At 31.4% G+C, this 19986-nt stretch carries 21 protein-coding genes and 3 pseudogenes; 2 read left to right on the top strand and 22 right to left on the bottom strand.

The window, feature by feature from the left end:
• Position 1 precedes the first annotated feature (1 nt).
• From B8869_RS05185 to B8869_RS05200, 4 genes and pseudogenes are all read right to left on the bottom strand, one after another.
• The gene (locus tag B8869_RS05185) at positions 2-1411 is read right to left on the bottom strand and encodes a C40 family peptidase (RefSeq protein ID WP_084230633.1); all 1410 of its coding nucleotides are present in this window, start codon (positions 1409-1411) and stop codon (positions 2-4) included.
• A complete protein-coding gene (locus B8869_RS05190; RefSeq protein ID WP_084230634.1) occupies positions 1408-1998 on the bottom strand; it encodes a hypothetical protein in 591 nt (196 codons plus the stop codon). The genes B8869_RS05185 and B8869_RS05190 overlap by 4 nt, the downstream gene beginning before the upstream one ends.
• Positions 1991-4063 (bottom strand): tape measure protein, encoded by a 2073-nt coding sequence (locus B8869_RS05195; protein ID WP_084230635.1) that lies wholly within the window; start codon positions 4061-4063, stop codon positions 1991-1993. The genes B8869_RS05190 and B8869_RS05195 overlap by 8 nt, the downstream gene beginning before the upstream one ends.
• Before the next feature lie 160 nt (positions 4064-4223).
• Positions 4224-4598: pseudogene (locus B8869_RS05200) on the bottom strand (phage tail assembly chaperone); the annotation flags it as partial.
• 115 nt (positions 4599-4713) lie between these two features.
• On the opposite strand from B8869_RS05200, the gene B8869_RS05205 reads away from it, so the two are divergent.
• The gene (locus tag B8869_RS05205; protein WP_084229742.1) at positions 4714-5700 is read left to right on the top strand and encodes an IS30 family transposase; all 987 of its coding nucleotides are present in this window, start codon (positions 4714-4716) and stop codon (positions 5698-5700) included.
• A gap of 52 nt (positions 5701-5752) precedes the next feature.
• On the opposite strand, the gene B8869_RS05210 is transcribed toward B8869_RS05205, so the two are convergent.
• The 17 genes and pseudogenes from B8869_RS05210 to B8869_RS05290 form a co-directional block, all read right to left on the bottom strand.
• The gene (locus B8869_RS05210) at positions 5753-6235 is read right to left on the bottom strand and encodes a phage tail tube protein (RefSeq protein ID WP_004822486.1); all 483 of its coding nucleotides are present in this window, start codon (positions 6233-6235) and stop codon (positions 5753-5755) included.
• A 13-nt stretch (positions 6236-6248) separates the two neighbouring features.
• A complete protein-coding gene (locus B8869_RS05215; RefSeq protein WP_084230637.1) occupies positions 6249-7589 on the bottom strand; it encodes a phage tail sheath subtilisin-like domain-containing protein in 1341 nt (446 codons plus the stop codon).
• Positions 7589-7780: a hypothetical protein gene (locus tag B8869_RS05220; protein ID WP_084230638.1), complete on the bottom strand. Its 192-nt coding sequence runs from the start codon at positions 7778-7780 to the stop codon at positions 7589-7591. Before B8869_RS05220 ends, B8869_RS05215 begins: the two co-directional genes overlap by 1 nt.
• A complete protein-coding gene (locus tag B8869_RS05225; protein WP_084230639.1) occupies positions 7767-8351 on the bottom strand; it encodes a phage tail terminator family protein in 585 nt (194 codons plus the stop codon). Before B8869_RS05225 ends, B8869_RS05220 begins: the two co-directional genes overlap by 14 nt.
• Positions 8348-8821, bottom strand: a complete 474-nt coding sequence (locus tag B8869_RS05230) for an HK97 gp10 family phage protein (protein WP_084230640.1) — start codon at positions 8819-8821, stop codon at positions 8348-8350. The genes B8869_RS05225 and B8869_RS05230 overlap by 4 nt, the downstream gene beginning before the upstream one ends.
• A 1-nt stretch (position 8822) precedes the next feature.
• Positions 8823-9194 carry a hypothetical protein gene (locus B8869_RS05235; RefSeq protein ID WP_084230641.1) on the bottom strand — a complete coding sequence of 124 codons (372 nt, stop codon included), beginning with the start codon at positions 9192-9194 and terminating at the stop codon, positions 8823-8825.
• Positions 9173-9604, bottom strand: coding sequence for a hypothetical protein (locus B8869_RS05240; RefSeq protein WP_234989755.1), 432 nt, complete (start codon positions 9602-9604; stop codon positions 9173-9175). Before B8869_RS05240 ends, B8869_RS05235 begins: the two co-directional genes overlap by 22 nt.
• 3 nt (positions 9605-9607) lie before the next feature.
• Positions 9608-9859, bottom strand: a complete 252-nt coding sequence (locus tag B8869_RS05245) for a hypothetical protein (RefSeq protein WP_084230643.1) — start codon at positions 9857-9859, stop codon at positions 9608-9610.
• Positions 9860-9873: 14 nt separating this feature from the next.
• Complete coding sequence (locus B8869_RS05250; RefSeq protein WP_084230644.1) at positions 9874-10791, bottom strand: hypothetical protein; 918 nt, start codon at positions 10789-10791, stop codon at positions 9874-9876.
• 49 nt (positions 10792-10840) lie between these two features.
• Positions 10841-11828: pseudogene (locus tag B8869_RS05255) on the bottom strand (IS30 family transposase).
• 100 nt (positions 11829-11928) lie between these two features.
• The gene (locus tag B8869_RS05260) at positions 11929-12471 is read right to left on the bottom strand and encodes a phage scaffolding protein (protein WP_004822501.1); all 543 of its coding nucleotides are present in this window, start codon (positions 12469-12471) and stop codon (positions 11929-11931) included.
• Between the two features lie 257 nt (positions 12472-12728).
• A complete protein-coding gene (locus B8869_RS05265) occupies positions 12729-13100 on the bottom strand; it encodes a hypothetical protein (RefSeq protein ID WP_084230645.1) in 372 nt (123 codons plus the stop codon).
• Positions 13101-13105: 5 nt separating this feature from the next.
• On the bottom strand, positions 13106-13546 hold the full coding sequence (locus tag B8869_RS05270) for a hypothetical protein (RefSeq protein WP_084230646.1): 441 nt from the start codon (positions 13544-13546) through the stop codon (positions 13106-13108).
• Positions 13539-15179 (bottom strand): minor capsid protein, encoded by a 1641-nt coding sequence (locus tag B8869_RS05275; protein WP_084230647.1) that lies wholly within the window; start codon positions 15177-15179, stop codon positions 13539-13541. The genes B8869_RS05270 and B8869_RS05275 overlap by 8 nt, the downstream gene beginning before the upstream one ends.
• Positions 15148-16551, bottom strand: a complete 1404-nt coding sequence (locus tag B8869_RS05280) for a phage portal protein (protein ID WP_084230648.1) — start codon at positions 16549-16551, stop codon at positions 15148-15150. The genes B8869_RS05275 and B8869_RS05280 overlap by 32 nt, the downstream gene beginning before the upstream one ends.
• A gap of 11 nt (positions 16552-16562) precedes the next feature.
• Complete coding sequence (locus tag B8869_RS05285; protein WP_084230649.1) at positions 16563-17816, bottom strand: PBSX family phage terminase large subunit; 1254 nt, start codon at positions 17814-17816, stop codon at positions 16563-16565.
• Positions 17800-18267, bottom strand: a complete 468-nt coding sequence (locus B8869_RS05290) for a terminase small subunit (protein WP_084230650.1) — start codon at positions 18265-18267, stop codon at positions 17800-17802. Before B8869_RS05290 ends, B8869_RS05285 begins: the two co-directional genes overlap by 17 nt.
• Before the next feature lie 131 nt (positions 18268-18398).
• Here B8869_RS05290 and B8869_RS05295 point away from each other — a divergent pair.
• Positions 18399-19387: pseudogene (locus B8869_RS05295) on the top strand (IS30 family transposase).
• A gap of 155 nt (positions 19388-19542) precedes the next feature.
• Here the strand turns inward: B8869_RS05295 and B8869_RS05300 are convergent.
• Entirely contained in the window at positions 19543-19986 is a 444-nt protein-coding gene (locus tag B8869_RS05300) for a type II toxin-antitoxin system HicB family antitoxin (RefSeq protein ID WP_084230651.1), read from the bottom strand.

The following is a 19986-nucleotide window of genomic DNA, read 5'->3' on the forward strand; positions in this document are numbered from 1 at the left end:
ATCACCCCTTATATCTAAAAGCTCTTGTAAAGTTTTTATTCCTATTCCATGCCGTTTGAATAACAGTCTTACCTTTTGTTTGACTAGCTTCAATTACATTTTTACCATCATACATAATAGCCACATGACCCTTGTTCCACATGACATCTCCAGGCTGTGCTTGCTTAACTGGAATTTCAACAAATCCATATCTCTTAGGATTAGAACTTAATGATGAAGACGTCATTCTATCAGGGAAACGAACTCCATTTGCCTTGTATGCTTGTATTACAAGACCACTACAATCTACAGCATTAGAATTAGCCGCTCCCCATACATAAGGTTTACCTAGATATTTATCTGCAACTGCTACAACTTTACTAGAACCAGAATAACTGCCACCTTTACCCGAAGTAGCTTTTTGTTCTTGTTTTTGATCCAATTTTTGTGGAGATACTTCCGGGCTAATATCCTTGTTATAAACTTCTAAATCCATAAAATGATGTTCTTCAGAAAATTTATGTGTTACATAATCCACAAGCATTAAAGAATTTACATCTATATCCCCTAGCCCAATCATTCTTACTGGCACTAAAGAACCAGCCCTAACATCTAGCCTTCCGATTATATTTTTTAACCTTAATTTTCTATTTTTTCTATTTAAAACTTTTAACAACTCTTTTGCTTTAGCCTCTATATCTACTTCTTCATTGTTTGTCATATCTGAATATGACAGAAGCCCCCATCTAGCTATTGAATCTTTATCCTCCGCAGTAGCAGATTTTATTTCTTTATTATTATCATCTAAAAGTTTTAAATGAATTCTATTATAACTATTTGAATTAATAGAAGTTTGATAATTAAAATCTTCAGTGCAATCATAATCAATCACATCTTTAGTTTTTAAATTTTCTATGTTTTTTAAGCAAATTTTGCCAGCCTTATCAAATAAAACATATAGTTTGCCCGTGTTCGCAGTTGTCATATCACTTGCAAACTTTAAAATCTCCCAAAACTCTTTATTTATTTCTATCCGTCCTGGGATTTTAAATCCAGTATTGTCAATTTCTCCAATCTGAAGATTTCTATCTGCACAAATGTTTTTTAATAATTCCCCATAAGTCCAATTTTTATACTGATACGTAGATTTATTTTTTAAATATCTTAATTGGTCATAACAAGTTGTAGTTATTATTTGTTCTCCAGTTCTAGATTTAGAAAAAACATAGCCATAGAAAAAAACTTCTCCATCTATATAAAAAGCTATTGGATTACCTTCTTGATAATCTAAATACTTATCTTTAACTATATTGCAAATCATTTTGCCCGGTTCTCCATTTCTTGCCCATGTTACTTGAATTTCACCCTCGATTAAAACTTCCTGAACCTTTCCTTGATTATCAATTATTACTTTAAATCTATTCGATTTCATCTTTTTACACCTATTACAGTATCTAAAAACTTAAATACATTTTCTTTAAGACCATGAATCACATTAGATGCCAAACTACTATCAAATTTATTGCTAGCTTTCATTTGAACATTACCTTCACTAGCTTCTAATTTTGAATTTTTATCAGCATTTACATTTATTATCTTTGTTTTAAGAGGAATATACTGCTTTAAAAATATAGAAACAATTAAATCCATACCATTTTCTGCATCTTCTAATATTTCATAATCCTCTAAAGAAACTGCTTTATTTATTGAATCATTAAGATTATTTTGATACTTACTTCTGAGAATTTTAAATTGAAATGTCTTTTTTTCAACTTTTAATCTTTCAAGTTTATTTAATACAGAGTGAGGGCTAATAAATTCTTTTACAGATGGAAACTCTTCACTCGGAATTCTACATTCAAAATTAAACTCTGTTAATCCTGGTTTCTTCAATAAATTTAATTCTTCACCATTTAACAGAGTTATAACCTTATTTTTATTTTTTATTTTTGTATTTATTTTTGATGGAGTTATAGGGAGCAATAAATCGTCTATATAAAAGTCATACCCTTTATTCATAAGCAGCTATACCTCCCATAGTTGTAGACACCGCATCTCCAAGCTTATCTGTTAATCCTTCTATCCATCCATCTAAATCAGCCGTTTCATGAACATCACCAAATGTATTATTAGCTATTACTTCAAGTTTATCAAAGCTAAAGTTTTGAATAGCCCTTCTCTCTGCTAAATCTCTTAAATATTTAACATCTTCATTTTTAACTTGAATGCCATCTTTTAAAGCTTTAGTATTTTTCTCAGTACCATTAGTCGCCTTTTTTATAGAATCTAACTCTGAAGCTTTTGGTATATTAGAAAGAAAATTAGGTTTTAAATAATTTGAAGCTTCAGAAACTTTCCTTTTTTCATTTAATTTCTTTTCTTTTAAATCAGTTATACCTTTACTTCTCTTAGTTTGTTCAGATCTATTCTTTGCTTCTAATGCAGCCCTTTCAGATTGATTTACTGCTTTTAAATTTTCATATTGTCTATTTAAACTTTCTAGCTTATCGTCTCTTTCTTTCTTTTTTGCTGCTTCTTTCGTAGCCATATCTGCTTGAAAAGTAACATGTTCCACAGTTTCTATAGCAACCCCAGGTATGTTATTTGCAAAATTAATTAACTTGTTAACTCCATCTATAGCTCCATTTAAAAATGAGTCTATAATACCTAGTCCTTGAACTTTTAAATTCCCTAAGTTGTTTAGAATGCTATTAACTAACTCAGTTATCCCTCTAGAAATGTTTATCTTAGTCTCTTCAAACCTATTCTGAGTTTCTAAAACTTTTAGTTGAATAGACTCATAGGTAGTAAGAATCTCATCTTTCAAAATCATGTGTGCAACTTGAACACCGCCAACAGACCTAACCCAACGAGCTAAAAACATAATAATAATTCCAATCCCGGCAGCAAACCAAAAAATTGGATTAGCTAAAATTGCCATATTTAATCCATTTTGAGCAACAGTTTGAATCGTTGTAGCGACAGTCCAAGCACCATAAGCGGCCGCAATCCCATATAAAGTAGATTCAATAAAATCCCAATTGTTAGATATAGTATTAGCAAGTAGAATAGATTTTTCTATAATCCATCCCAATCCATTTAAAACAATCCCTAAATTTTCCATTGCATTTTGTCTAAATATCATAAAATCTTCACTATTGGCAAACTCATTTAAACGAACAAGCACCGGCTCAAGCTTTGATACAGCCTCGTTTTTCATCTCGGTAAAAATTCTTCCCCAGGTCTTTGGAGTATTTTCAAAAGCTGAGTTGATTTCATCATAATTTGCAAAAATTGCATTCTTAACAACATCTGCAGAGAGTTTACCCTCACTTGCAAGCTCTCTAATCTTCCCGATAGGAACTCCTAAATACTCAGCAATGTATCTTATCAATTGAGGAGATTGTTCAAAAATGGAGTTGAGTTCATCACCACGAAGAACACCTGAAGAGAGAGCTTGAGTCAATTGTATAGAAGCATTTTTAGCCTCGTTCACACCGGTTCCGGCAGTTGCAAAAATCATATTAATAGACTCTTGAAATTTAATTACTTCCTCTAAACTACCAAAAGCCTCCTTAGCTTGCCCACCTAGCTTAGCCACTGTATTTAGTTGGTCAATATATATAGACCCCGTCTTTTGAGCCGACTCATAAATCAATTTTTGAGCTTTTATAAATTCTTCTTCAGACTCAACCAAAGCACTAACCCTTCCCTTAGCAGAAACTAACTCATCAGACAATCCACCTAATAACTTCATTCCTGCCATAGATACATAAGTCGCAACAACTGTCTTAATAGCCCCCGATAATTTATTAGCTCCCTTTACACCAACATTAATTGAATTATTATACTCATCCTGTGCATTTTTTGCTCTATTAGTATTATTTTCAATATCTCTTAATTGAAATTCTGCATCATCAAGAGCTTTTTTTGCAGTCTTTAAATCTTCAATATTAAACATATTGTCCGTTGCATTTTCAATTTTACTTGCACTTGCAATAACAATATTCATTGAATTAATAACATTATTTAAAACTGGAGTCATTCTGTTTTGCAAAGCAATTGTAGACTCAATTAAACCCATTAACTCTCACCTCTTTTCGTGTCTTCAGCATACTTCTCAAGCATAGCAACATACATGGCCTGCTCCGCCTTACTCATTTTTATAAATTCAGTTGGTCTTATTTTATATTCTGTAGCCACAAAAACATAATAAGAAAGGGAGGTTTCTAAATCCTCCCTAATTAGTTTTTTACCTCATCCTTTAAATCTTTAAAAGTTTTATCTAAACCATTTATCTTGTTACATTCAGTTTGAAGTCTTTGAAACTCCTCAGCATTTAACATAGCATTTATAAGAGAGTACGAATCCATTACACCATAAGAATCTTGTAACTCAGCATTATTTAAATCAGGATAAACAACACTGTTTATAACTATCCCTAAAAAATATTGAGATGACTTAAACTCTGCAGTTCTTCCTCTAGTTACAACAGCATTATCAGATGCCTCTAAAATCTGACTTGCTTTCATTGGTTTAATTGTCCATTTAATAGACTCCCCATTTTCATCCTTAAATCTATCACTAACAACAATTTGTTTTTCGTTAAAAGCAGAAACAACATTTTCTTTAGATAATTTATCATAACAAGTGCAACATAAATAAACTCATAGCTAATCAGCTGTGTTAATATGTAAGTGACCAAACAAAACATATTAAAAGGAGTGATTAACTATGAGCTATAACCATCTTACCATAGAAGAAAGATCTTGTATTTACCAATTTTTAAATTTAGGAATGAGTATAAGGAAAATTGCACAAGCACTTAAAAGGTCACCTAGTACAATATCTAGAGAAATTAAAAGAAATTCATCTAAGATAAAAGTTAGTAGGGGAAGTTACACTAAGTACTTTCCGATAAAGGCAAATGATAAATATATTGATAGAAGAAAAGACTGCCATAGAAAAAGTAAATTTTCTAAAGATGTTATTGATTATTTAACTGTAAAGATTAACGAACATTGGTCCCCTGAACAAATATCAAATAGAAACACAAATGAGATTCATGAATTACCATCTACATCAACGATATATAGAATGATACACGCCAAAAAGCTGCCAAAAACTAGTATGAAAAATTTGAGAAGAAAAGCTAAATTTAAAAGGCCAGCAGAAAAAAGAGGAAAATTCAATGATAAAGGTAGAACAATTAAGAAAAGACCTAAAGAGATATACAGAAGGCAAGAATTAGGCCACTGGGAAGCAGATACAGTGGAATCAGGCAGATTAGATCATAAAAGGAAAAGTAGATGTTGTTTCGTAACTTTAGCAGAAAGAAAATCTAGATATTATATAGCAATCCTAGTTGAAAATAGAAAGTCGGAAAGCGTAACACCAGCAATAATAAATGCATTAAAAGATTATCCAAAAGAATTAGTAAAAACAATAACCTTTGATAGAGGTAAAGAATTTTCAGAATTTGAGAAAATAGAAAAAGAATTAGGATGCAAAACTTATTTTTGTGATCCCTATTGTGCATGGCAAAAAGGTACAAATGAAAATAGTAACGGACTTTTGAGGGAGTTTTATCCTAAGGGTATGGATTTATCAGAAGTGAATATTGATGAATTAAATTATAACTTAAGTTTAATGAATAATAGACCTAGAAAATGTATAAAATATAAAACACCTAAAGAAGAACTTTTTGGTCTCTTACCATAGGTGTTGCATTTGATTTGACAATTCGTCTTTAAAAAAACCGGTTAAACTCATCTTATATCATCCCTTCTAAAACATTAAATTCTTCAGGCATATCACAATCTTCAAACGTTCCTGAAATCTTTTCTTCTAAAGTATCAGCAGTTATATCAAGCTTGGCCATAACCGCCCCATCAATATTACAATCTCTAAAAATAGCAGTGTGTCTACCTGCATTAGAATTAGGATCATCATTTGTAATTTGAATATCAAAATAAATATCCCTTCCGGTTTTCGCATACACCATTATAAGCTTTCTAAAAACATCAGTATTATAATACAAATCAGCAGACCACTTGCCCGATAATGTATTTGACCTGTTACCTTTCTTTCTTGTACCGAGCCTAGGTATTTCACTCTTTCCCTTTTCCCAATTACCCTCAAAATTCTTAAGTTGGAAAAGTAAGTATCTACTACCTTCTATAGTTGCATAAGCAGCACCTTCAGCCCCGTGAAGCGGCTCTCTTGCATGCATAATTGGTTGATTAATATTTGACATCTATATCTCCTTTCTATCTCACGTGAATTGTTTGATAAAGTTTTTGCATAGCCATTACAGGAAGCAAATAATCATGTACAACAACAGCATCCTTTTCATGACCTTTCTCAACAGTTGTATCAGAAGACTCATAATTTTCAATAGCCCCTAATTCAGTTAAAGTCTCTGCATGTTTAACAAGTTCATTCCAATAACCAATTCTTCCATCTTCATTATTTTGAACCTTGCCCAAAAATTGTTTGTTAAATATCTTGGCACTGTCAATTGCCCTTTGGTCTAAAACTCTAATAACTTGATTCTTAGAAAAATCAACATTTTGTGCCAAAGTAAACTCAGTAAACGAATTGACATCCTCAAGAACTCTAACTTCTTTATTTCTTTCATAAAATACAAAATAGCCGTCCTTTACAGCCTGTTCAAGTTCGCGCTTTTTAAGCTTAGTATCAATTTTATATTCTCCTGAATATAATTTATTAGTAATTGAAGCATTCACATTACATCCCGATTCATTGCCGACAACCCAATAAACTGCTGCAGCCTCATTATCCTCATCTAAAACCCTATTAAACACATTTATAAGCCCTTTATAATTAGATTTAGTTTTATTGTTTTTATAAACAACACACTGGAATTTTATCCCTTCATCCTCTCTCATTCTTCTTGTAAATTCTTTATATAGAAGCTTTACATCATCATCAGTCCCGGCATAACCAATCACATTAAAATCATACTTTTCTATCTCCTCTAAATACCTGGAATGAGACTTGCCAACAACCTTGCCATTTTCACCGCCGGTCAATTTAGTCCCTGAAGTAATTTCCAAAGATTCTCCATCAAAACTAAAATCAACTACAGAATTTCCTTCTATATTTTTCAAGTCCTTAACAAGTTGTTCAGCAACAGTTGCATCACCCATCTTAGTAGTAATTACAAAAGCATTCTTTGTATCAACATCCTTTTCAATGATTATCATGATGTCATTACCTCGAATTCCATTGTGCTTAGCAGTAACCTTTAATTGTCCAATAGTTACACTGGCCTTTGCTCCTCCTTCATCATTTAGTCTATAAAGATATAAAGTTTTAGCACCATTCATTAAATCTCTTAAAGGTTTCATCTTTTTATGCACATAAGAATATCCCAAAATCTCAAGAGAATCATTTTGTAAATCTTGAGGCTCAATAGTGATAATTTCCCCGGTCTTTCCCCAATCAAGTTCCAGACCAATAGTTGCATACCCTCTGTCTGAAAAAGTGTTAGAAGCTCTTGCAACCGAAACATAATTTATATATGCTCCTGGTAATATCTTGTTTTGTACTAAAAAAGTACCTCCCCCTAATGCTCCATAAGCCATTATTTTACCTCCCTACTATTAAACTCTTTGACTAATGTTTCAACTTCATCAAGAGTATATTCTTTATCGTCATCTAAAATGACTTTTAATAAATCTTTGTTCCAATCTAACCTTTCCGCCCTTAAAATTGAATCTTTAGAATACTTGGCATCTTCCAATTCTAATTTAGGAACATTTTTAGTCCTTGACATATAAATTAATCTCCTTCTTAAACATCAAATCTTCTTCATCTAATTTGCCATTATTCCTTATATTTTTCTCCGGAATAACTCCTCTATTCTCTTTAGGTAAATCACTTCCCCACATGCCGGGGTTATCTTTTTGAGTAGCCTCTTTATATGGCTTTTCATCTGCATAATGAATAATATTTTCTATCCTCATCATATACGGGTCTTTTTCAACAAATTCCTTAGTGTTGTACCTATAATTGATTGTAAAATTCACCTCAAAATCAGTATTTTTAACAGAAGCATCAAATCCATAAACACCACCAGTTTCAAGTCTAATATTCCTCATTCCATAAATAAGCCTCTGCCCAACTTCCTCTTTGATATAAGCAGTAGCATTTTGATTTAAATAAACAATATTTATAAGACTATCCACCCTATACCTTCTTTGAAACTCCAAACTAATATCCGTATTTACAATCTGCACAAAAAAGCAAGGCTCAATCAAACCTTGCTCTGTGTCCTTAATATATATATTTGTTTCAGGAAATAGCTCATCTAGTCTATTCACAACCGCTTGTAATAACTTAATCATCCAAGCACCTTCCTTAATTCATTCTCAACAAACTTATCAATTTGCTTTTCAATCTTCTGTTCAGAAATCTTTAGCATAAAAACACCGGGAACCCAACCTACGGTTTTCCCATCTCTCTTTATCCTATGTCCACTTTCAACATACGGAGCATACTCAACATTATTAACAACCTTTATAGTGTAATAACCTCCGGAATTAGTATAGCCATCAATAAACCACCCACGTCTTAAAGTTCCGCCAAGCTTACCTGTATGAGGAGTAAAACTAACCAAAGTTTCCTTGTCCGTTCCTTTATATGCAATAAAAGATACCGGTTTATCATACTGCCCAACAGGAGTATTTAACTTAACAGTTCTTAAAAGCCTTGCAGCTATGCCCTTAATAACTTTTTCAAGTATCACATCTTGATTATCCCTTATAGAAACTAACTTATCCCTATAAGCCACTAATTCCTTAGTGCCAAAACTCATTCTATGCCCACCTCACAAACTCTACACAAGAATACTCATTGTGAGTAGAATAAGACTTTAACCTTGCATTCATAAGATTATGAGTATATCCGTTTTGAATAACAGTTATCTTAGAATTTATTGGAATATCTATTTCCGGAGCTATAAAAAGAGTAAAGCCGCTTTCACTCTCAGTGACAAACTCTCCTTTATTATTTTTAGCAGAAGAAAAAGACAATCTACAATCAATATTCTCATAAACTGTCTTCTCTTTAAACTCAGTAACCTTAGTTGTATGATCCTTAACAGACTCCCTCACAACAACACTTGCCACCCCGATATATAAATTTTCTATAGTCTGCCTATACTTTTTTACCAGCTTATCTTTCTGCATGTTATCGCCTCTTTTTGCCATCTCCCCTTTAGATATCCAATCCAATACATAAGTTTTTGTTCACTCATGTCATTAATATTTGTTGAATCCTTAAGCTCAACAGAAGTATCTCCCAGTTGTACCCTCCCAACTAAACTATCAAAATCAAACTCGTCAGGAAGTTTTCCAGAAACATACATACTTTCTAAAAAACTCCCTAAAATCATTTCATACAACAGATAATATAACCTTTCAGGCACATAATCAGTATTGCAGAAATTCTTAAGCCTCATAACTTCATTAGAAGCAATAATATTTATACCAGAGTCAATACTTTCAAATCCAGTTTTCTTTAAAGTATCAAGGACTTGACTAGCATATATACTATCAAAAAAAGGATCCATAGGTTTTAGAGTTTCAAACAACCCCATCACCTACCCTAAAAGAGCTATTAAATCAGCCTTTTTGGTAACACCACTTCTATCAATGCCCTTTTCATCAATAAGAGCCTCTAACTCAGAAACAGTTAAATTTTTCAAATTAGATTTCTCTTCTATAACAGTTCCATTAACAACCTTAGCCGCCTTTGAATCATCTTCAATAACTACAGCCCCTAAACTTTCAAGCTGTTCTATTTTCCCTGCATCTGTAGTTGTATAAATTAAATTATCTAATCTAAGTTTCATCATCTTCCCCCTTATTATTCAGCGGTACAAACAAAAATTTGGTTTTCTTTATGTTTCTTAATCCATAAATCATGATACTTTCTAAAATCAATCTTCCATGCATCCGCCTTTTGGTTCACATCAGGAGTAAACACTCTTAGCTTATCAGTCTTATTTATTGCAATAGGAACATTTTGAGGAGTTATAATCCAGTTTATATCTTTAGCTTCACTATTAGGCTTTAATCCACCTGCCTCTTGTCCTCCTGTTTTACCGTCATTAACATCATATAATGTTTTTAATCTTGCCGATGGTACAACCCTTATAACATGCTCATCAATAGTCTTTACCTTAAAATTCAACCCACCTTGCTTAAAATCAGCAACATTAATAGACTTACTCACTTTAGGAGAATCCTCAATAAGAGCAAGAATTGAAGATGGCATTGTCAAAATAAGTTTACTATCAATCCCTATAACATCTTGAATTGCTCTTATATGCTCTCTAATCTTTGAAATTGCGTTATCAGCTGTTATAGTTATTTTCTCCGTTTTACTAGCTTTTTCAGCAATAGTTGCAATTTTAGAATATCTATAAGCATCAATTTCCGGAATTACATGCTCAGCTTGAAATATTTTAATTAAATTAGCACTTGTCGCAACAAATCCTGATTCATCTACATCCATAGCATCAAGTTGGAATGTTCTACCTCTATCTTGAGTCATTTTATAAGTATCCCACTTAAGAGTTACTCCACCTTGAACAAATCCATTGTCCCTATCATAATTTCCAAGACCAACAGTAGACATATTTGGAATCTTAACTTCATCCCCACCATTATAAATAACTTGGCCCGCATTAGCTTCCATCCATCCACTTGTAAGCCCCTGTACCACTTGTTGATCTAATTGTTTCATCATCAATTTTGAATACTCAATTGTGTTAATTGGCATAATTTACTCTCCTTTTTTAATTGACGAATTGTCAAATCAAATGCAACACCTATGGTAAGAGACCAAAAAGTTCTTCTTTAGGTGTTTTATATTTTATACATTTTCTAGGTCTATTATTCATTAAACTTAAGTTATAATTTAATTCATCAATATTCACTTCTGATAAATCCATACCCTTAGGATAAAACTCCCTCAAAAGTCCGTTACTATTTTCATTTGTACCTTTTTGCCATGCACAATAGGGATCACAAAAATAAGTTTTGCATCCTAATTCTTTTTCTATTTTCTCAAATTCTGAAAATTCTTTACCTCTATCAAAGGTTATTGTTTTTACTAATTCTTTTGGATAATCTTTTAATGCATTTATTATTGCTGGTGTTACGCTTTCCGACTTTCTATTTTCAACTAGGATTGCTATATAATATCTAGATTTTCTTTCTGCTAAAGTTACGAAACAACATCTACTTTTCCTTTTATGATCTAATCTGCCTGATTCCACTGTATCTGCTTCCCAGTGGCCTAATTCTTGCCTTCTGTATATCTCTTTAGGTCTTTTCTTAATTGTTCTACCTTTATCATTGAATTTTCCTCTTTTTTCTGCTGGCCTTTTAAATTTAGCTTTTCTTCTCAAATTTTTCATACTAGTTTTTGGCAGCTTTTTTGGCGTGTATCATTCTATATATCGTTGATGTAGATGGTAATTCATGAATCTCATTTGTGTTTCTATTTGATATTTGTTCAGGGGACCAATGTTCGTTAATCTTTACAGTTAAATAATCAATAACATCTTTAGAAAATTTACTTTTTCTATGGCAGTCTTTTCTTCTATCAATATATTTATCATTTGCCTTTATCGGAAAGTACTTAGTGTAACTTCCCCTACTAACTTTTATCTTAGATGAATTTCTTTTAATTTCTCTAGATATTGTACTAGGTGACCTTTTAAGTGCTTGTGCAATTTTCCTTATACTCATTCCTAAATTTAAAAATTGGTAAATACAAGATCTTTCTTCTATGGTAAGATGGTTATAGCTCATAGTTAATCACTCCTTTTAATATGTTTTGTTTGGTCACTTACATATTAACACAGCTGATTAGCTATGAGTTTATTTATGTTGCACTTGTTATGATAAATTATCAATTACTAAATATACTTGCTATCGTAGATTCCATAGCACTAGCTCCGCCACCCTCAGGAGTTGGAGGCTCATGTGCATTAAATCTATTATCACTACCATTGTTACTATCGTCTTTGAAAAGATAAGGCTTAGATTCTTTTAAAGCTTCAACCTGCTCCTTAAGTCCACTTATACCATCATCATTGAACTTTATATTTTCTTTGTTGATTAACTTCATCAACACATCATCATCCAAAGACCCATAAGTTCTTATAGCCTCTTTTAAAGCAGTATCATTCTTTAAATTAGTAAGCGCCTTTTCATGCTCCTTAGCAGTAGCCTTCCAAGTTTCAACAGACTTTTGTATATCCTCTATATTCATATCTTTATAAGATTTAATCTCTTTATTTGCAACACTAATCTGTTCTTGAAGAGTTTTAATCTCTTCATCCTTGGCTATAGCTTTTGCCTTTTCAGCGTTAATGTCATTACCATTTTCTGCCATAATCTTATCAATTGCATCTTTATCTAAACCTAATCCCTCTAAAAACTCTCTCTTCATTAACTTCCTCCTTACGTTTTTTTACGAGTGTTACAGTCTCACAGGTTGGCTAAGTTTTACGTCATTCCAAGACAATATAAAAGTGGTCACAAACTATTAATTTACAACCACTAAAAAAGAGAGGTTTCCCTCTCTTAAAAAACTTATTAAATTTTAATCTATATAAAATATATTTTTAATTGACTCTTTCAATTTATTTATATCTTCTTGCGATAAAGAATATATTGTAAAATAATCATTTTTAGTCATATTATCACTTATAAAAATCTCACCCAATTCAAAGAATCATGATCCATTTCAAATTCCCACTTTCCATTAACATTAATATTTATCGGTTCAATGTTATGAATAAAAACACGCTCAAAAATTCCATCATTTCTCTTTAAATCTAGCTCTAAAGAAAAACCATCTCCATATCTAAATGGTTCGTCCAATGGTTCAGTTATAACAATAGACACCCTATTATTAATTTTTAATGGTTCTTTGTTCCCAAGCCTAGGCACTCTATTTTCTTCTTCATACAAATGAATTTCTATATTTTCAATAAATTCAAAATCCCTTTGTCCGTCTCTTACCCTATATAACTTAGCTTTTTTAGCTTTTAATATTCTTAATAATGTTCTTTTCATACTTTTCACCAATTATAAAAATCTTCTTTTTTAACTTTTTCTTGCATTCTGTGCAATTCCGCATGTTCATCCATAGAGTCAGCTGGAGTACCCTCTATAAATCTTTGATATTTCTCAAAACATTCTTTAGCCGATCTAACAGAAAAATCTCTCATCTTTGTTTTTTTATTATAATGGAATCTTCTTTCAACATATTCACAATATTCATTAAAACTATATTCTCTTGGTGTATAATATTTAAGAGGCTCAAATCTTTCTATCTTAACCTCTATTCCTTTTAATAAATCTCTAAAGTCTCCTATAGGGGCATAGTATCCATAATCTTCATAAAATATTTTATTTAATTCTATATCATGAGCATTTAACAATTTATTTGGACTATATTTTTTAAAAAAATTACTTGCCTCTAAATACTTTTTAAAGTCTTTTTCATCAAACTTAAACATTTTTAACCTCCATAATAAGCAATGGCATAGTTCTATTATTCACTATAAGCCCCATTTCTTTTACATCAAGTATTTTAAATTCTAAATCTCTTTTTAATAAGAATTCATATTCATCAAAATGATTACTAAAACTACTAATCATAGCTCCAATACCTTTTCCTTTTGGAACGTATATCTCAAACATAGCTTCTTTTTCACAGAAAGCTTTTTCTAAAATTATTGATGTACTTACATATCCTTTATCTATATAACTTTTACCTATAAACTCTTGTATATTACTTGTCTCAAACTTTTTATATAAGAAATCTAAGTCACTTCCTCTATACACTGATATTTTATCTGGTAAATCAAAGTTTGATATTACATTATCTATGTTTCTTATGTGTCTTTCAATTTCACCTTTTATCTTTCCACTTCTCAAAATGGAATTTATTGTTTCGTCCCCTCTATGCGAATAATAAGCAATACTTTCAGCTTCTTCAGCATTAACTGACCATTCAAATTCATCAAGTTTATCTTGACCATAAAATTCTACAAACTCTGAATATTTTTTAAATATAATTGTTTCAAACCCGCTTCCGAACATTTGTTTATTATTAGTATACTCTTTTTCACTGCTTACATCAACATATTTTTCATACCATTCGCCATAGCTAAGCTTTTCTATTCTTTCAGATTTTCCAGTTTCAGGATTTCTAATCATCCTAGTTTCATCATCTATATCATCAAAATAAGGAACAGTAGTTGTTCTGCAATTAGGGTGAAAAGGTGGAGCAGTTATGCCTATTTTATAATCTTTATACTCAAATACTCTGCCATCCATATCTCTACAAATTTGACTTGTTTTTAAATCTAAAGTTGCTATTATTTCATATTTTTCAACACCTAACTTTTTATATGAATCTTGAACAGCTTTTGAATTAATAGCAGCAGTTTCAGTCATCACAAGCCTAACAGCATTATATTTAGAGGTTTCAAACTCTTTGGCAATGTTTTTTATTGATTCATCCGGAGATGTTCCTCTTATGATATCTCTTGTTAAATTATCTTTTAAAGAATTAACAAGCTTATTGCCCCTTTCCCAAATTCTATTTGAAAATTCATTCCCATCACTTGTCCATGGTGTTTTTAGTATAGTTTTTAGAGTACCTTTATCAATACTTTGAAAATTTGAATAACCAACTATCCTATGAAGCTCATACAATTCATTATAATATCTCTTCTCGTAAGTCTTTCCTAAATGATTAAATAATCCTTTATCTTCCTTGGACATTAGATTTGCAACAGTCTTCTTAAGCTCTAACTCCATAGCTTGAAGCTTTGATATCCTCACTCTGTGAGAAATGATATCTAGCTCTCTTTCTATTTCAGGAGTTATACTTCCCTTAGACTTTTTCATAAACTCATCCAGGTCCATTTTAAATAAACTCAACTCTTTGTCATTTAGCATTTTTTTAGCTTCGAATAAAGAAATACCACCTGCTTCAGCTTGTAGCTTAGTCAAGTGGTTATAAATTTTATCCTGTATTTTATTTACTTCAAAATCATAAATCTTTCGTATTCCTTTAACATATTCTTCAGACTCTCTAAACACATTCTCGTTAAGCTTTTCTATTCTTTTCTCCCAATCCATTCGCACGTGCTTCACCACCTAAGTCGGGATAATCATCATAAAGTTTAATTTTCTCATCTCTTTCTTTTTTTATTCGTTCCAACTCTTTATCCTTATCAGTTACAAAAGGATGATTAGAAACTAAAGTTTCATTTGATATAATTCCAATACTATTTTTAATCATCTCAACAGTAGACTCATCATTTACCATTATGTTTCGCTTGAATTTAATGTCTACTCCTTTAAAATTAACATTCTTAACTATACCTATAAATTCAAACATATAATCAAAACTTGCTGTAAACTCTAACTCTAGTTTGTTAGCATCCAGCTCCATATCAGAATACATAGCCTTAATATTTAAAGTATTTGGGGCATTATACGACCTTTCATTGTCTAGATATAGACTTCTGGCATTATGTGCAATAGCTTTCTTTATAAGCTCAATGATAACTTTATAATTCTCTGAATTAACCGTAACTTCAAGAGTATCTACTCCGCCTTGACTTCCATCTGCCGTTCTAACTTTAACAGCTCTATACTGTGCTAAATTCTCTCTAAATTCCCCTAAATCCTCACCCTCATAATTTTTAAGAATTAAGATAGTATTCATAGGATTTTCAAACATATTATCAGCATAGTTGCTAAGCAGTAAATTCAATGCATCCTGTAAACACTTAACTTTTTTAATTAAAGCTAACTCATTAGGCTGCTTAAAATACACAAAAGGTAGTTTCTTGTAACTATAACTTAATCCGTTCTTTTCCAAATACGGCTCATCCGTTAAATACTCTAAATGTCCATTTTCAAAAGAATATACTCTTATCTTATCTTGAGTGTAGAAATAAACACACTCTTTCTTCTTTATTGTATTACCGTTAAATTCCTCTTTTGATACAAACAAAATGACAGCCTCTAAGCTGTCATGATTATCATCTTTCCACACAGGAATTACACTCAATGGATCTAATCTTTTAAATTTAACATCTTGTCCATCAGTAAATAAATATAGCCAACCTATTCCTGTATTAAATGAATCAGCTGCTAAATTATTCATAGTTCTCATAAACCTATTATCAATAAACTCATTTATAAAATTTACCACTGTCTCATCATCTGAATCAATGTTTGGCTTGTCTGATAATAGATAATTGATTTTTTGGTCTACCGCACGTGCATACTGATTATCTTTTATAATAGTATTTGGTAGAGCTTTAATTCTTACTAACCTTCCGTCTTTACCTATTGTAGCCCTTATCTTTTCATCAATAGCTTGGCCATAATTGTAATAATCTATCCCTATTTGCATTTCTTGTTTTATAATATCATGAGCTAATATATTAATCTCTACAAACTTTTTAATCTGTTCCTCTGTTAATTTACTTAAATCCAAATTCTCACCACCTAAAATCCTACTAAGTTGCCCCTCATATCTTCTGTAAGTGCATATCTGCAACTGTCAATTGAATGGTTATCTTTATCTTCCAGTTTATTTTTTGTGTTACCATCTTTATCTACTTGGTAATCTATATTTTCAAATTCTCTTGCAGTATTAGGACATCTTACAGGATCTATTATTATCTCCTCTAAATCATCAAGCCACTTTTCACCAAATTCAACTGAACCCGGCCCCTTAGAAGCTCCGTACACTTTTAACCCATATTCCCACATCTCATCTATTGACTTTGGTTCAGCACTATCAGCAAATATTTTTGTATCATTCCAACCATTTTCTTTTATCTTAATAGCTGCATTTCTATTAGAGAGTTTAACCTCGTGTATCTCCCCAAATATATAAATTTTTCTTCTCATCTTGTCATAATGAAGTCTCATAAAATGCAAAGGGTCATTAGCATATCCCCAGTCAATACCTTGTCTTATATTGTCAAATGAAAGTAACTCTTTAGTGCTAATCTCTCTAAAAATTAAATTATCAAATGGCACAACACCACTCCCTATTGGCTTGCCTAAATATTCCCATTCATATTTATTTGGTTTAGTTTTTTTGATATGCTCTGCCTCATCAATAAAATCTTTTGAAATAAAAGCATTATTTAAATAGGTTGAATGGTGCACTATAGTATTGCTAGGAATAAACTGAGTCTCATACCTTTTATTAACCCAAGACTGTTTTCTTTTAGGCGGATTATAAGAATAAAAAAACTTATATTTTAACCCATCCGCAAGTTCAGCTCTTAAAACAGAATTTTCAATCATAGATACTTCATCTTCTGTTTTAAATTCAGCAAGTTCTTCTATCCATAATCTTGCTATAGGAAACTTTGCCACCTTAATAGATTTTATCTTTGCTGGATCATCAGCACCACGAAAAATTATTGAATTGCCTCGTGGAATATAAGTTATCTTTAAAGGGCTTAAATTAAATTTAAAATAAGGTTCAAGATTTAATATACTTATTGCCTCTTTTAACTGTTCATAGCAAGATTCTTGAAGAGTGTTTCCAACTTTTCTTACACAAAGAATAGTTATTGGATTTGCTACTATATCTAAAATGAGTTCTATGCCTATATTAGAAGATTTCCCCGAACCTCTGCCGCCTTTGAATACATATTTTAAATAGTTATTAGCTTTTATCTCTTTGTGGATACTTCTAAAATTAGGCAGTATTATTTCAGATAGTTTAATCTTCGATGTCATCTACAATCACCACACTTTCCGCTTTGATTTCCAATTTATCAGTCCACATACCAAACCTTTTACCTAAAAGTTCTTGAGCCTTAATACTATCCTTATTTTGAGTTGGTAGCTCGACAACCTCCGGCTTTTCTTCAATACCTAAAAAATTCCCATTCTCATCAAAACTAGGCTTTTTAGTCATGACCACTTGATAATCAATCTCCTGCCTTCTTGCCGCCCTTGTAAGCATTCTAAGTATTTCTCTTTGGTCTGCAATAAGTTCTTCATCAAGCTCCTTCATTCTAGCCTCTATATACTCTTTCATTTCAGGGCTATTAAAAAGACGGCTTGCATTAGCACGAGCCGTCTCTCTGTTTTTAACGTTTTTATAATATTTTAAATAGCTTTCAGTCCTATTAAGAGTTTTAATATACTCATCAGCCACAAGCTTTTGTTTATCCGTTAATGCCATGCTTCACCGTCCTTTCTATTTTTACATAAGATAATTTATCATAACAAGTGCAACATAAATAAACTCATAGCTAATCAGCTGTGTTAATATGTAAGTGACCAAACAAAACATATTAAAAGGAGTGATTAACTATGAGCTATAACCATCTTACCATAGAAGAAAGATCTTGTATTTACCAATTTTTAAATTTAGGAATGAGTATAAGGAAAATTGCACAAGCACTTAAAAGGTCACCTAGTACAATATCTAGAGAAATTAAAAGAAATTCATCTAAGATAAAAGTTAGTAGGGGAAGTTACACTAAGTACTTTCCGATAAAGGCAAATGATAAATATATTGATAGAAGAAAAGACTGCCATAGAAAAAGTAAATTTTCTAAAGATGTTATTGATTATTTAACTGTAAAGATTAACGAACATTGGTCCCCTGAACAAATATCAAATAGAAACACAAATGAGATTCATGAATTACCATCTACATCAACGATATATAGAATGATACGCGCCAAAAAGCTGCCAAAAACTAGTATGAAAAATTTGAGAAGAAAAGCTAAATTTAAAAGGCCAGCAGAAAAAAGAGGAAAATTCAATGATAAAGGTAGAACAATTAAGAAAAGACCTAAAGAGATATACAGAAGGCAAGAATTAGGCCACTGGGAAGCAGATACAGTGGAATCAGGCAGATTAGATCATAAAAGGAAAAGTAGATGTTGTTTCGTAACTTTAGCAAGAAAGAAAATCTAGATATTATATAGCAATCCTAGTTAGAAAATAGAAAGTCGGAAAGCGTAACACCAGCAATAATAAATGCATTAAAAGATTATCCAAAAGAATTAGTAAAAACAATAACCTTTGATAGAGGTAAAGAATTTTCAGAATTTGAGAAAATAGAAAAAGAATTAGGATGCAAAACTTATTTTTGTGATCCCTATTGTGCATGGCAAAAAGGTACAAATGAAAATAGTAACGGACTTTTGAGGGAGTTTTATCCTAAGGGTATGGATTTATCAGAAGTGAATATTGATGAATTAAATTATAACTTAAGTTTAATGAATAATAGACCTAGAAAATGTATAAAATATAAAACACCTAAAGAAGAACTTTTTGGTCTCTTACCATAGGTGTTGCATTTGATTTGACAATTCGTCATAACAAAAAAGAACCTCTTTGCCAAGGTCCTTCAATGTCTAAATTAAATTGAGGTTAAAATGAATACATATTTCTACTCTACAAGTATAGCACGGTTAAATCGCACAAACCGCACAAAGTTTAAAATTTATCTTAAAGCTATCTCTTGAATAGCCTCAGTTAAAACTTTTGAAAAATTTAAATTTAGTCTATTCCCAATATCATTAGACCACTTAGGAATATTAAGTGTTTTCTTTACTAACTTTTGACTTTCAAAATACTTTTCAATATCTACACAAACCATTGATACAAATGACTGTTCTAAATCATAAAACCCATCAAATTCTTTATCATCTTTAAAAGGGAAATCATCAATAAGAGATAGTTTATTCATATCAGTCCTTTTCGGAAGTTTTTCACCACTCTCAACAATATCTGCTATAACTATACCAAGATAATCGCTCGCCATAAATAAAGCATCTTCAATAGTCTCCCCTTGCGTGCCAGTGCCACCCAAATCTGGGAAATATACAAAATAAGAATTATCTTCACTAGGACTATAATAAAATAGTGCCGGATAACTAACTAACAT

It is taken from the genome of Peptoniphilus asaccharolyticus DSM 20463, from assembly GCF_900176115.1.
GTDB classification, from domain to species: Bacteria; Bacillota; Clostridia; order Tissierellales; family Peptoniphilaceae; genus Peptoniphilus; species Peptoniphilus asaccharolyticus.

Excerpts from the sequence above, each read along its gene's own strand:
- B8869_RS05185 (WP_084230633.1), bottom strand. The coding sequence starts at position 1,411 with ATGAAATCGAATAGATTTAAAGTAATAATTGATAATCAAGGAAAGGTT.
- B8869_RS05190 (WP_084230634.1), bottom strand. The coding sequence starts at position 1,998 with ATGAATAAAGGGTATGACTTTTATATAGACGATTTATTGCTCCCTATA.
- B8869_RS05195 (WP_084230635.1), bottom strand. The coding sequence starts at position 4,063 with ATGGGTTTAATTGAGTCTACAATTGCTTTGCAAAACAGAATGACTCCA.
- B8869_RS05205 (WP_084229742.1), top strand. The coding sequence starts at position 4,714 with ATGAGCTATAACCATCTTACCATAGAAGAAAGATCTTGTATTTACCAA.
- B8869_RS05210 (WP_004822486.1), bottom strand. The coding sequence starts at position 6,235 with ATGTCAAATATTAATCAACCAATTATGCATGCAAGAGAGCCGCTTCAC.
- B8869_RS05215 (WP_084230637.1), bottom strand. The coding sequence starts at position 7,589 with ATGGCTTATGGAGCATTAGGGGGAGGTACTTTTTTAGTACAAAACAAG.
- B8869_RS05220 (WP_084230638.1), bottom strand. The coding sequence starts at position 7,780 with ATGTCAAGGACTAAAAATGTTCCTAAATTAGAATTGGAAGATGCCAAG.
- B8869_RS05225 (WP_084230639.1), bottom strand. The coding sequence starts at position 8,351 with ATGATTAAGTTATTACAAGCGGTTGTGAATAGACTAGATGAGCTATTT.
- B8869_RS05230 (WP_084230640.1), bottom strand. The coding sequence starts at position 8,821 with ATGAGTTTTGGCACTAAGGAATTAGTGGCTTATAGGGATAAGTTAGTT.
- B8869_RS05235 (WP_084230641.1), bottom strand. The coding sequence starts at position 9,194 with ATGCAGAAAGATAAGCTGGTAAAAAAGTATAGGCAGACTATAGAAAAT.
- B8869_RS05240 (WP_234989755.1), bottom strand. The coding sequence starts at position 9,604 with ATGGGGTTGTTTGAAACTCTAAAACCTATGGATCCTTTTTTTGATAGT.
- B8869_RS05245 (WP_084230643.1), bottom strand. The coding sequence starts at position 9,859 with ATGAAACTTAGATTAGATAATTTAATTTATACAACTACAGATGCAGGG.
- B8869_RS05250 (WP_084230644.1), bottom strand. The coding sequence starts at position 10,791 with ATGCCAATTAACACAATTGAGTATTCAAAATTGATGATGAAACAATTA.
- B8869_RS05260 (WP_004822501.1), bottom strand. The coding sequence starts at position 12,471 with ATGAAGAGAGAGTTTTTAGAGGGATTAGGTTTAGATAAAGATGCAATT.
- B8869_RS05265 (WP_084230645.1), bottom strand. The coding sequence starts at position 13,100 with ATGAAAAGAACATTATTAAGAATATTAAAAGCTAAAAAAGCTAAGTTA.
- B8869_RS05270 (WP_084230646.1), bottom strand. The coding sequence starts at position 13,546 with ATGTTTAAGTTTGATGAAAAAGACTTTAAAAAGTATTTAGAGGCAAGT.
- B8869_RS05275 (WP_084230647.1), bottom strand. The coding sequence starts at position 15,179 with ATGGATTGGGAGAAAAGAATAGAAAAGCTTAACGAGAATGTGTTTAGA.
- B8869_RS05285 (WP_084230649.1), bottom strand. The coding sequence starts at position 17,816 with ATGACATCGAAGATTAAACTATCTGAAATAATACTGCCTAATTTTAGA.
- B8869_RS05290 (WP_084230650.1), bottom strand. The coding sequence starts at position 18,267 with ATGGCATTAACGGATAAACAAAAGCTTGTGGCTGATGAGTATATTAAA.
- B8869_RS05300 (WP_084230651.1), bottom strand. The coding sequence starts at position 19,986 with ATGTTAGTTAGTTATCCGGCACTATTTTATTATAGTCCTAGTGAAGAT.